Below are 13,900 nucleotides of genomic sequence, written 5' to 3' on the forward strand. Positions count from 1 at the left end.
TCCCTTTTTTCTTTTTTATTCGACTTTCTTGACAGAGAATATAAATTCTATCATATGTATTCAGGTGTAAGCATGGAGAGGTTTATGCATACACTGTTTGTATATGAGTATTTGATACTCCTTTTAGGTTTATTTCGACTGATAAAAAGTGGCCTGTTTCCCTTTATTGTTTAAATTAAAAGTGAAATAAGAGCTGGATCGAACGAAAGGATATATAATGTTCGCAGTCATTAAAACTGGTGGAAAGCAATATCGTGTTGTTGCTAATCAGCTTGTAAAAGTTGAAAAAATTACTGGTAATATCGATGATATTGTTGAATTTAAAGATGTGTTAATGGTTTCTGAGGGAGATAATGCAACCGTTGGAGCACCTATTGTCGTTGGTGCTGTTGTTACGGCTAAAATCGTAGAGCAGGGTCGTTTACGTAAAGTTATTTCATTTAAAAAACGTCGTCGTCAAAATTCAAAGCGTACGCGTGGTCATCGCCAGGAGGTCACGACACTTCGCATTATGGAGGTTTTGGCTGCTCATTCAGAGTTAGGAAAAGCAAGCGTAAAGTCAGCTGACAAAAAGGTGGCTGCACGAAAGGAAACAAAGGCTAATGATTCTCTCAAAAAGGCCGCCACGCAAACTTCTAAAGCAAAGACTGTGTCAAAAGAGATTCAGTCTTAGCATCAAATAAGTAATAAAGATTAAAGGAGAACATCTATGGCACATAAAAAAGCTGGTGGTTCTTCGCGGAATGGTCGCGATTCGGAGTCAAAACGTCTTGGTGTCAAAAAATTTGGTGGTGAAATTGTTGTTGCTGGAAATATTATCGTTCGTCAGCGTGGCACTCGTTGGCATCCCGGTGATAATGTTGGTATTGGAAAAGATCATACTCTTTTTGCCTTGTTAAATGGAACGGTTTCTTTTCGTAAAAAGGCAAATAACCGTTCGTATGTTTCTGTTATTCCTATGACGGAAGTGGCAAAGTAAACTATGATATAGGTTGAAGCTTTCTGATACATCATTGATAATATTGATGAAATCAATTTGGTTCTATAAGGAAGGGTAGAGTATACTATCTTTCCTTTTTTGCATTTTGGGTATGGAAAAGAATGGTATAGGACGAATAGTAAAGTTTTATATAATGCTTTAAATATATATAATGTAGAGCTTATGCTAAAATATAAATGTGATATTGAAATTATTGTAAGTGTATGACAATAATATAAATGTAGTTCGTACGCTCCATGTGCATATGAAAAAGTACGAGGTGATCTGGGGAGTTTTCGGTTAATTCGTAATAACGCTACGTTTTTCAAGAGATTATTTTGAAATTGAAATGGTCTACGTGTGTGGGCTCACATCATGAGTATCATTCTGATTCATTTATTGTTATATAATGCAAGATTGAAACTTATTGAATGGGTGGTAAATATTCATTTGAAAACAATATGTTTTTTCATTTTATGAGGTTTTTATCTTTTTATAGAGGTGCAGCAAGGTTAGGTTACGTGTATATGCGGAACTATTTTGTTTTTGCTGTATAAGCATGTGATGAGAAGATATTTACGGGTGCAGAGACAGATAATGTCTTATAAGTATAATACTTCCTTGAGAAAATAATACACTGTTTGATAAGGTGTTGAATTATAAAGAATTTTTTAAAATAAGATAAGGATAATTATTGTAATTAATTCTAAAAAGAAAGTTGCTTTGTTTTAGGATGAGGTAAATTGAAATATCAGCTGAAAATTGTAGATGATTGGATATTCGACTTCTTTTCGTGAAAGTAATTACAATTTTTGCCGCATGTTTTGAGCTCTATTTTTGATTTATCTTCTGTTTGTTAAATATATAAGGGGTTTTGTCTTTTTTAAGAGTGGTAAAGACGAGAGAGTTTAGTTGAGCTTTTTATTTGATTATATTTCTTAAAACAAAGAAAAGTCGTGTAATTGTTTATATTTTTGGAAATGAGGCTTTGAAATGCGATTTATTGAAAATATTTTTGATTTATTATAAAACTTGAGGAGGCAGAAGTAATGGATGCGGATTTTAACAAGATGGAAATCTTGTCTATAAAGTCTGTGCAACTTGCGGCTGTCTTTGAGCATAAAAATGAAGCGATTTATGCTGCTGCTGAATTGCTTGTGCAGGTTGGTGCAGTTGAGCAGTCCTATTTTGCAAGTATGCTCAAACGAGAAATAACGGCAAACACTTGGTTTGGAAATGGTATAGCAATTCCTCATGGAATGGTTGAAAGTAGTAATTTAATTATCAGAGATGCTGTTTCTGTTGTACAAATTCCTACTGGTGTTGAATGGTGGAATGGAAATAAAGCGCGTTTGGTTATTGCTATTGCGGCTCATCCAGATCGCTACATAAAAATTTGTAAAGAACTGTCTCGCCTTTTGTTTAATAAGGAAATGCTTGAAACACTTTCAACAACCGCTAATAAACAACAGATTGTTGAATCTTTGTTTGGTCAAGATGCAAAAATAGAGAAAGCTTCTGTTGGCGATCTTTCGGTATGTCAAGAATGGACGTTAGATTATCCTAGTGGACTTCATGCGCGGCCAGCTTCTCTTTGGGTTGATTTTGCCAAAAAGGTTAAAAACTCTATTAGAGTGCGTTGCGGTCAATATGCTGTTGAAATGAAAAATTTGGTTGGTTTATTGCAGTTAGGGGCAAAAAACGGAGATGTTTTAATTTTTTCAACAGATGCTGAAAAAGGTATGCAGTTGCTCCAGGATGCAATTTCTATCGCAAAAAAAATTAGTATTAGCGAAAAATGTATAATGCAAGAAATGGAGAATCAAACCAAAGCTTGTTATGGTTGGTATCCACCTTCTAGGAAAGAAGGTCTTTCTGGTGTTGGTGCAAGTCCAGGGTTATCTATTGGAAAAGTTTTTGTTTTAAGGCGGAATGATATTGTCATCACGGATCAACCAGTTGATTTTGCTATTGGCACTGCATGTCTTGAAAGTGCCCTTATGAAGACAAAGCATAAAATGGCATCAATTATGGATGATATCACATCTCGTATGGGGCCAGATTCTGCTGCTATTTTTTCTGCGCAAATGGTTTTGCTTGAGGATGAAACTCTAATAGCTCAAGCTTGTTGTTTGATAGCAGAAGGCCATGGTGTGGATTGGTCTTGGGATAAAGCTGTTCGACAGTTTGTTGATATGTTCTCTAAAGTAGATAATCCTTTATTAGCAGCACGTGCTATTAACTTAATTGACGTTGGTCGTCGCGTTTTGGGTGAAATTAATCCATCTTATAGATCATTTTTTTTAAGCGATATTCCTCATGGTACTATTCTTGTTACAGATGATTTATCTCCTTCTGATGTTGCTCAGCTTGATTGTAAAAAAGTGCAGGGGTTAGTGACAGCATGGGGAGGACCTATGTCGCATACAGCCATTTTAGCACGTACTCTCGGTATTCCAATGGTTGTTGCTGCAGGTCGTGGTATTTTAACAGTTGAGAACGATGTTCAAGCTATTATTAATGGTAGTAATGGTTTTATTTACCTTGATCCTACTTTTGAAGATATTGAAGATGCTCAGAAACAGATAAGCATATTTGCGCAAAAACGTGGTGGTGAAGTGCGTTCTTGTGGATTGCCAGTGCAAACAATGGATGGCCGAAAAATTCGTATTATGGCTAATGTTAATTACGTACATCAGGTTTCTTCTGCACTGGATTTGGGAGCTGAAGGGATTGGACTAATGCGTACAGAGTCTCTATTTTTAAATAGTTCTCACATTCCAGATGAAGAAATGCAATTAAATGTTTATCGCGCGATGATTGCAGCTGTGGGGGATAAGCCCTTGATTATCCGTGCGCTCGATATTGGTGGGGATAAACAAGTTACACATTTACATTTATCTAAAGAGGATAATCCTTTTTTAGGTGTTCGGGGAACACGTCTTTTATTACGACGACGTGATCTTCTAGTTCCTCAATTGCGTGCTTTGTATCGGGCAGCGAAAGAAGGAGGAGATATATGGATTTTATTTCCAATGATTATGTCTGTTTCAGAAGTTTTTGCTATCAAAAAGATTGCAGTAGAAATTCGAAATGATGTTGGGGCGCCAAAATTGAAATTTGGTATTATGATTGAAGTTCCTGCAGCGGCTATTATGGCAGATATTTTAAGCAGTTATGTTGATTTTTTTTCTATTGGAACCAATGACTTAACTCAATATACAATGGCTATTGATAGACAGAATCCTTATCTTGTATCTGAAGCTGATAGTCTTGATCCAGCGGTTTTGCGCATGATTTATCAGACTATTCAAGGCGCTGCAAAACATGAATGCTGGGTTAGTGTATGTGGCAGTATGGCTGGAGATCCCTTTGCAGCGATGATTTTGACGGGATTAGGAATTAATGAGCTTTCCATGACATCCTGTGATATCACCTCAGTAAAGATGTGTTTGCAGGCGCACAGTTTTGAAGATATGAGAGATTTGGCAAAAAGGGCGTTACAATGTGAAACTGCACGGGAAGTACGCGCTCTTAACAAGGGTATACAATAACAGAATATCTTAAATTAGATTAGATATTGGCAAGTGTGCGATTTTAGTTGTACAATCTCATTTACACGATTATTGTAGGTGCGGAGTATATTACCTTCGCGTAATGAATATATGATATAGGATTAAAAAGAAAAAAATAATGAGATTTCCTATTTTGCTGATCGTTAATTAGATTTAATGAAATGGCATTTAATATTTAATTTTAAAATATGATTTATATGTCAGTTGGGTTGTTTATGCATTAGTGAAGAGCAAAGCTCGATAAAATGATTAATCTTCTATGTTTATCTGATAAAAAGCTCCTTAAAGAGAATGAATGAGTTATTGTAAAAATAATGAGTATGATGCTTTGCTGTTATGAATGAAGTAATTTTTTAATTTTACATGTGCAGCATGTGTAGTTTCAGCTTGAATGCTATTTTTTTCTAAGTATAGTGCGAAGCATTGGAGAGGTGGCCGAGTGGTTGAAGGCGCACGCCTGGAACGCGTGTATATGGGAAACCATATCGAGGGTTCGAATCCCTCTCTCTCCGCCATTAAGCTTTAATAGATATTCCTGTTTTTTGATGGTCTAGCTACAGAGTTTTAGTGTGATTTGCATCGGCTTTTGCGATAGTCCATCTGAAAGAAGTTTATAATTGAAAGTTTTAGAAGCAATAATTATGTAATGCTGAGTTATTTTTCTTAACTGCTTTCATTTAATTTTCTAGATAATATAGCATAAGCATGCATGGCATTAAAATTGAAGTGTGCAGTGTTTTTTATCGTTTGAAAGTGCGCTATCTTTTCTAACGGCACTTTATCACTTCTCTACAGCAATAAAATATTTTTATTCTTCACTTTATTCTAAAGATAAAGTTCCTTTATCGTATGCATAAAAGTTTTGAAGTGTAGTAGGAAAATATCCCTGTTTGATTGTTTTTAGTGATATCAACATTCAAGTTTGCTCCATTATTTAAAATCACAGTGCAAATAATGCACCATACATCCGCAAATTACACTTCGTTTTTAAATGAGCATTTACTATAAAGTTTTAATGATAACATGTTTTATGCGGCATTGAAATTAAATCAATCTGTCTTAGTGCAATAGATTCACAGTAGGTTAACAAGGGCATTATAGACAGCGATTAATCATTTTAAAAGACAAAGAAATAGAAAAGTACGTATTCGTTTTATACAGTTAAAATTGCATTTGTGTATGATATGCATTTTTATTTTGTGTTGTATTAGCAAGAAAATACTTGCTGCGAATTTGTCTATTTTATCAATGTTGAGTACATTAATTTTATGTTTATCCTAACTTTTTCGTCGTTTATTTGATATAATATAATTATATCAGTTTCTCACAAAGAAAATTTGCAAATAATTTAGTTCATTTGTGCAGCTTAAATACCAACCAAAGCTTTAATGAGCATATAACAAAATAAGAAAAATTATTTAGAGCATACAGGATATTGAGGAATTTTTCAGAATAAGGTTTAACTTAGAAATAAAAGCTTTATAAAAAGCATATTTTGTATATTCTTTTTCTTTAAAGTTATTTTAGAATGAGAAGTATTTTCCTTTCAGGTAAACAATGAAGATGATAAAGTTTGGTGCTCTCATTATATGTCTTTATAATCTTTAATCTGTAATAGGTTGGCAAATTTATTAATATCGCTTACGTGGCGAAAGTGCTTTTTTATGCAAAAGTAAATATGCAATATTTTGTAACTTTACAAAAAATTACTTTGATACTCTTGTCGTTCTGCTTTTGCGCTGTATTTTGAATAGTAGAATTTCTCTTTAATTGACTTTAATTAAAAAGCCCTTTAGTAAAGGACATTTTTATCAGAGGATAAATCGCTATGCTTTAGAATTATATTGCTTTTTTGGCGTGAGTTCCCTTATTGCAGGGGGGGGCGTTTTCCATTCAATATCTTTTTAGAAATTTATAGTGCTGCTGGAATGAATGGCTGTTTCAGCGAAGGGGGTATTTTATTTTTTTTGAGAAAGTCAAGGATTTTATCATAAAAATTTTTAGTTTTAGCGGTGATGTTGAATTTTATTTAGGGAGGATTCGTATGAAAAAATTATATTCAACACGGAGTTTTATTAAAGTAGTTTCTTGTGGAACAGTTGTGGCTACGCTTTTATCAAGTGTATCTTTTGTTTTTGCGACAAGCTTCGCGATAGAAGGAACAAGCGTGTTGAATGCGGATTCTTCTCTTTTAGCGTGTTCCCCAAATAGTCAGGTTAATATTGCTTTAAGTGGTAATAACAATAACTGTGTTGCAGGTAATATTAGTGGTTATGCAGATCAAAATTCAAATTTTGGTAAGTTAAAAACTGCAGAAAATGTTTATAAAGTATCTGGTCCAAATCAAGTAGTTAAAGATTATAATTCTCGTGGAGCTGTTGCTAAACAGGGCGTTTTGTCTGGTGATAAGCAGGTGAGCAATAATGAGGCCTATATGGAAACGCTTGCGAATGATACACCTAAAGCCTTTCGAGTTTCTGCGATTACAAATGAAAAAGTTGTACCATTGCCGAGAGCGAGTTCGGTAGTTTCTGGAGATGGTGCAATGGTGTCAGGTCAATATGGTGTTGCTTTGGGGTCCAATGCACAGACACAAGAAAACGGGATTGCTATAGGTTTAAATGCTAACGCTCATACAGCAAATTCAATTGCTATTGGTCAAGGTGTGCACGTATACGCGACAGGCGGTGTTGCTGTGGGTGCGCAGTCTGCTTCTAGAGTTGATAAGGGCGCTTTGGGTTATAGCCCGTCAGATGATGCTGCAACGGATATTGGTGATGCGATATGGAAAAGTACTCTAGCTTCTTTTAGTATTGGTGACATTACAAATAATCTAACTCGTCAGCTTGCAGGAGTGGCTGCTGGGAGTGCAGATACTGATGCGGTAAATGTTGCGCAGCTAAAAGCTGTAAGAAAATTAGCGGTACAGCCATGGCAACTTTCTATTAATGGGGGATCAACTATAAGTGTTAGAGCCAATTCCCCAATAAATTTTAAAACAGACGGGAATGGCAATGACGGGAATATTAAAATTGCAACAGGCACTAGCCAAAATATAATATTTAGTTTGGCTAACAATATTAAAGTTGATAGTGTAGTAACAGGAGAAAGCAGTCTGAGCGATACTGGTTTGACGATTACAAATGGTCCAAGTATGACTAGAAGCGGTATTATAGCTGGAAGTAAAGCAATTGCAGGGGTTGCAAAAGGGGCAATTGCCGCAGATTCAGCAGAGGCAGTGAATGGCTCACAACTTTTTGAAGTCAAAAATGAGGTGAAAGGAGATGTGTCAGCACTTTCTTCTAATATATCACAGCATTTGGGTGGTAATGCAGATGTCCTTCAAAATAATCTACCAAGTTATACCATTCGTTCTCAGGCATATGATAATGTAAGGGATGCTTTTGGAGCTGTTGATAATTCTATTACAGATATTTATAGCAAAGTATCCGATATGTCAGATAATGATCTTGTTCAGTATAATGATGGTATAGTCACTGTTGGTAAGCTCATAGGTGGTAGTGTAATTGATATTCTAAATAAGGATGGTATAGCACGTGTTATCTCTGGTGTGAAAGAAGGAGCTCTTACGGGAAAGTCAACGGATGCTGTTAATGGTGCGCAGCTTTATATCGCTTTGGGTAAGATTGATTCTCTAACTGGTTATTTGGGTGGTGGTGCAAATGTGTCTACCAATACAGCGCCAACTTATACTGTTGACAACAATAATTACAGTAATGTTGCAGATGCTTTTAGGGGGGTTGATGAGTTTATAAAAAATATTACAGATACAGTGGCTGATGTTGCAAGCAGTCCCCTTATTCAGCAAGAGGGCGGTGATGGCGGTGATATCATGATTGGTAAGGTTGTGGAAGGTGCTGCAATAAATATTACAAACAGAGACAATGTGGCGCGTACCATTTCTGGTGTGAAAGAAGGGGCTATTTCATCTTCTTCATCAGAAGCTGTTAATGGTGCGCAACTTTATGCTTTGGGGGCTAAAATTGCTTCTTCTTTTGGTGGTGGAGCCATGTATAATGGGGCATGGACGGTTCCTAGTTTCAGAATTTCTGAATTTAATAACATTGGGATTTCTGAAGAGAAGACATATAATGACGTTGCGGGTGCTTTTGGTGGTGTTAATACAAGTTTATCAAATATAAGTGCTCGTATTGATGAGATTACAGATGAATTTGATCCAGATGGTATTCTACATTGGAATGAAGGGGAGAAAGCTTACGATGCTTCTCATCATGGTACCAATAATAGGATTATCAATGTAGAGGTTGGTGAAGTTGCTCGAAATTCTACTGATGCCATTAATGGGGGGCAGCTTTTTGCTGTAGCCGATCAGCTTACTTCTTACTTTGGTGGTAGAGCTGCTTATCTTGGTGATGCAGATGAATCTGGTGGTAAGGCACCCTTTTATACTATTCGTACACAATCCTATAATAATGTTGGAGCTGCTTTTAGTGCTGTCGATGCTTCTATTGCCGATATTTATAGTAAAATTTCCGATGCTCCAGGCAGTAGTGGCCTTATTGCGTATGATGGAGATGCTCACTTGATTACGATTGGTAAGACTGTAGAAGGTACGGAAATAGATATTCTAAACCAAGAGGGTATGGCGCGTACCATTTCTGGTGTGAAAGAAGGCGCTATATCGGCTTCTTCATTAGAAGCTATTAATGGTGCACAGCTTTATGTTTTGGGGGCTCAAATTGCTTCTTCTTTTGGTGGTGGAGCCATGTATAATGGGGCATGGACGGCTCCTAGTTTCAGAGTTTCTGAATTTAATAACATTGGGATTTCTGAAGAAAAAACATATAATAATGTTGCGGATGCTTTTGGTGGTGTTAATACTAGTTTATCAAACATAAGTGCTCGTATTGATGAGATTACAGATGAATTTGACCCAGACGGTATTCTACATTGGAATGAAGGGGAGAGAGCTTACGATGCTTCTCATCATGGTACGAATAATAGGATTATCAATGTAGCAGAAGGCGAGGTTGCGGAAGATTCTACTGATGCCATTAATGGGGGACAGCTTTGGAAAACAAATGAACGTGTTACGAATGTTGAAAGCAAGATTAATGGTATTGAACATAAATTTAGCAGCTTGTCAGATGGGGTTGTCCTGTATGATCTAGGTCAAGATGGTGAAAAGAGCAATAAAATTACTTTAGCGGGGGGTGATGAAAGTGAACCTGTGATCATTGATAATCTTGCGGATGGTCATATTGCAGAAGGTTCAAAGGAAGCTGTAAACGGTGGTCAGTTACATGAATATACTAAACAGCAGATGGAGATTGTTCTTGACGATGCAAAGGAATATACAGATAAACGTGTAAATAATATTATTGTTAATGCCATAGATGATACTGTTGAAATATCTAAACAATATACAGATATGAAGTTTGATGTTTTGAGTTATAGTGTAGAAGGTGCAAAAAAAGAGGCAAGGCAAGCTGCAGCTATTGGTTTAGCAGTTTCTAATCTGCGTTATAATGATACACCTGGAAAATTAAGTGTTGGGTTTGGTGCTGGTATATGGCGTAGCCAATCTGCTTTTGCTTTAGGTGCTGGTTATACATCTGAGAGTGGGGGTGTTCGATCTAATTTATCTGTAACTAATTCTGGGGGTCATTGGGGCGTTGGTGCAGGATTGAATATCACTCTAAATTAATAAGAAAATTTCAAATATAGAACAAAATTTATACGCCCTTGTTTTTTAATAAAGCAAGGGTGTATTCTATATTAATAGCAGTATCACCTACCGCATCACCGATAGTAATAATACCACTGCCTCCTGACTGCTGAATAAGGTTATCACTCTTCATATTAGTCAGTTCACTGGTAAACTCTTTTCTAATATTTGTGTAAGTATTTTTGAAAGAACTGTTCACAGCAGCAAATGCTTCAGAAACATTGTCGTAGCTCGTTTCTGTAGAATTGCCTTCAGTATCAAGTGTTGCAACATTAAAAATCGGAGCTTTCCAATGCCCATTTTCATATTTAGCATCACTATCTAGATATGCAGCAAGTGCATTATTTGCAGAATAAAGCTGTGAACCATTGATTGCATCTTTAGAAGATGAAGAAATATCACTATCTGCCAAACCAGCAAGCTTTCGAGAGACATGGCTTTTATTTGCAATTGTTTAATAGATATCCCGATACCCTATCAATATTAAATAATTTGCAGTGTTATTGAGATTCGTTTGTTGTTGTATATTTATTATACGATAAAACACTAATGCTTGATGGCTTTAACTTGTAATTTTAATTACAATAGTATTTTTTTGAATTTATTTTCTATTAAAATGTATTGGTAAAGCGTCAAAAAAAGTAGAGCTTAATTTACTGTGTATACTGTGTATTAATAGAAATCATTTATCAAAATTTTGTGCAGCCGAAAGAAATATAATAACTGCGCTTTTGTATATTAAAAGCAATCCTTAAACTCTTTCTTAGGTTTTATTACGAAGAAGTTGATAACTATAAAGACATTCAAATCGCGAACTACGCCTTAATCTTTGATAGATTCACAAAAAGCAGACTCTCCAATAACCGTTAACTATATCTGTTAACTATATATTGAATTTTAAGAAAAGTTACACTCTTCAATTAAGTTCTGAAACTCATTCTTTCATCTACCGGTACTATTAATCAAATTCATTTGAGTTGTTCTTTTCTACGAAGGTATATTCCAGATAATTATCTAATAATTAACACTTTCTCCTTTATTTAATCTCAATTAAGATTCAAAGTACTATAAACTTAAAATTTAATTTTAAAATATTTTACTTCTCCTCTGACAAAAAAACGTACGGTTTTTTTTGTTTGCTATTTTGTTTAATATCCTATACGTATTAAAAGAGCTTATTTAAGACTCATTTCGGCCAAAACGACCTAGATAACTAAATACAGGAGGAAGCCCGTTATAAGGGGATACAATTCACACAAGCAACCAATTCTTCCCTTACAAGGGAACGATGAGGTTGTTTTTGTCTGTCTTGAGGGTTTCATTCTCACGTTAAAGACTCATTACGAGAAAAATATTACGCAAAACCAAAACAAACTGAATCAAAAACAACAATTACATAAGAGCAAATTAAACAATAAAATATGTCTTTTTTATGTAAAAAAAATGTCTTTTATTAGGAGATTTTATGAAAAAAATATATAAAACACAAAAGATGAAAACAGTTTCATTAGGGGTGACAATGTCTGTGCTCTTATCGAGTGTATCTCCTGTTTTTGCTGCAAATCTTGCGATAGTTGGGGCGGCGATCCACAGTACGAATGGTGCTGGGGTTGCCTATACTAAAGGTGCTCATGGTAGTATTGTGTTGGCCGGTGATGATGATTTTTGTGGTGCTGATAATGTTATTGGCCGTGGAGGCGGTTCTTTTGTAGAGTCTAGGCAAATAACTGCAGAAGAGCAATTTACAAGATTTATGGAGGATAAAGAATTCAAGAAGCTCCATCCTTATGGAACAAACGATAAAAAAGTGAATTGGACTGCTGAAGCGAATACGCAAGGCAATTCTGGATATATAGGGAATCATACGACCCGTGGTAATATTAACTCCATGCCTGAAGCCTATGGTGTTTATTCTTTTGTAACTGGTTGTGGTGCTTCTGCGACGGGGAATTATTCAGTAGCATTCGGTTCAAGTGCAACTACGACAGCTGGAGGGGCAATGGCCATTGGTGTTTCTGCGCTTGCGGGTGGAAGAGCAAGTGTCGCTTTTGGTATTGGATCAGAAGCAGGGGGAAATGGATCAGTTGCCTTAGGTGGGATTTCAACTGCAGCTGGTGTAGAAAGTGTTGCTTTGGGGGTTAGGGCAAATGTGCAGAATGATTATGGAATTGCTATAGGGTCGCGAGCTAGTGTTTCGGCTGCTAGAGCTATAGCAATTGGGAGCTCTGATGATGACGCAAAGAAAGTGGAAGCAAAAGGTGTAGAATCAATTGCTGTTGGTGTGGGTGCTAAGGCTGAAGCGCTTAATTCAGTTGCTGTTGGCTCAGGAGCGCAGGCTCTTTCTGTAAATGGTGTTGCTATAGGTATGGGGTCTGTGTCCAGTGCTGTTGCTGCTGCTGCTGGTTATGATCCTATGAAAGGTGAGGTATCAACAGAAGAGAGTGCTGAATGGAAAAATACCCATGGTGCGTTTAGTGTAGGTAATACTCAAGGGGGGGTGACTAGGCGAATTACAGGGGTGACAGCAGGTGCTGCAGATACCGATGCAGTAAATGTTGCGCAGATCAAGGCTTTAAGAGCATTGGCGACAAAGGGGTGGAATCTTTCTGTTGGTGGAGGAGATGCTACGAATATTGGGTTAGGTGATGTAGTAGATTTTTCTGCAGGAAGTGATAATCTCACCATTGCGCAAGGTTCTGAAAAAAATAAATTAATATTTGATTTGGCAAAAAATATTGAATTGGATAACATTAAAATTGGGGATAATACTTTTAGTGAAAATGGATTGATAATTTCTGATGGACTTAAAATTACAGGCAGTGGCATTGATGTCGGGGGTAATACTTTTGGAGAAAGTGGATTAGTGATCGCTAGTGGCCCTAAGGTTACAGCAAGTGGTATTGATGCGGGAAATACAGTAATATCCTCTGTTAAAGATGGTGAGATTTCTGAATCTTCCAATGACGCAATTAATGGTTCACAGCTTCATTCGGTGAGTAATAAGCTTGCTGCATATTTAGATAGTAATGTTAAATATGAAGATGGTGAGTGGACTGCTCCAGATTTTAAAGTTAAAAAAATTGGGTCAGGAGGAAGTGCTACAGAAGAGAGTTATGGTACTGTTTCTGAGGCTTTTGTTGCTGTAAATGAATCTTTCGAAGGCATTAATAGTAAATTTACCAATGAACTTGAAGACATAAAGAAAAATCTTTTTGTTAAACAGAGTGGTCAGGAGAGCGCTATCACAATTGGTGGAGCAACTGGTGGTTCACAAATTACTGTTGCAAACAATGAGGGTGCATCGCGTAGTATTTCTGGCGTTGAGGATGGTAAGGTTTCTGAATTTTCCGATGAAGCAATTAATGGTTCACAGCTTCATTCAGTGAGTAATAAGCTTGCTACATATTTAGATAGTAATGCCAAATATGAAGATGGTGAGTGGACTACTGCTCCGAACTTTAAAGTTAAAAAATTTGGGCTTGAAAGAGGTGCTACAGAAGAGAGTTATAGTACTGTTTCTGAAGCATTTGCTGCTGTAAATGAATCTTTCGAAGGCATTAATAGTAAATTTACTAGTGAACTTTCAGACGTAAAGAAAAATCTTTTTGTGAAACAGGATGATCAGGATAGCGCTAT

The 13,900-nt window shown here is 36.2% G+C and carries 4 protein-coding genes, 1 tRNA gene and 3 pseudogenes; 7 read left to right on the forward strand and 1 reads right to left on the reverse strand.

The window, feature by feature from the left end; all coding sequences use genetic code 11:
• Positions 1–217 precede the first annotated feature (217 nt).
• The 6 genes and pseudogenes from rplU to V5N68_RS06125 form a co-directional block, all read left to right on the forward strand.
• Entirely contained in the window at positions 218–673 is a 456-nt protein-coding gene (rplU, locus tag V5N68_RS01510) for a 50S ribosomal protein L21 (RefSeq protein ID WP_332065414.1), read from the forward strand.
• Positions 674–709: 36 nt separating this feature from the next.
• On the forward strand, positions 710–979 hold the full coding sequence (rpmA, locus tag V5N68_RS01515) for a 50S ribosomal protein L27 (protein WP_332065415.1): 270 nt from the start codon (positions 710–712) through the stop codon (positions 977–979).
• A gap of 1,049 nt (positions 980–2,028) precedes the next feature.
• Positions 2,029–4,533, forward strand: a complete 2,505-nt coding sequence (gene ptsP / locus V5N68_RS01520; RefSeq protein ID WP_332065416.1) for a phosphoenolpyruvate--protein phosphotransferase — start codon at positions 2,029–2,031, stop codon at positions 4,531–4,533.
• Positions 4,534–4,979: 446 nt separating this feature from the next.
• Positions 4,980–5,069 (forward strand) — tRNA-Ser (locus V5N68_RS01525).
• 2,030 nt (positions 5,070–7,099) lie between these two features.
• Positions 7,100–8,923 (forward strand): annotated as a pseudogene (locus V5N68_RS06120) (hypothetical protein); the annotation flags it as partial.
• Between the two features lie 282 nt (positions 8,924–9,205).
• A pseudogene (locus V5N68_RS06125) lies at positions 9,206–10,243 on the forward strand (Vomp family autotransporter); the annotation flags it as partial.
• Between the two features lie 28 nt (positions 10,244–10,271).
• Here the strand turns inward: V5N68_RS06125 and V5N68_RS01535 are convergent.
• On the reverse strand, positions 10,272–10,676 hold the full coding sequence (locus V5N68_RS01535; protein ID WP_332065418.1) for a hypothetical protein: 405 nt from the start codon (positions 10,674–10,676) through the stop codon (positions 10,272–10,274).
• A 1,053-nt stretch (positions 10,677–11,729) separates the two neighbouring features.
• On the opposite strand from V5N68_RS01535, the pseudogene V5N68_RS01540 reads away from it, so the two are divergent.
• Positions 11,730–13,900, forward strand: a pseudogene (locus V5N68_RS01540) (hypothetical protein); the annotation flags it as partial.

The sequence above is a fragment of the Bartonella eidoli genome (genome assembly GCF_036576145.1).
GTDB lineage: Bacteria > Pseudomonadota > Alphaproteobacteria > Rhizobiales > Rhizobiaceae > Bartonella.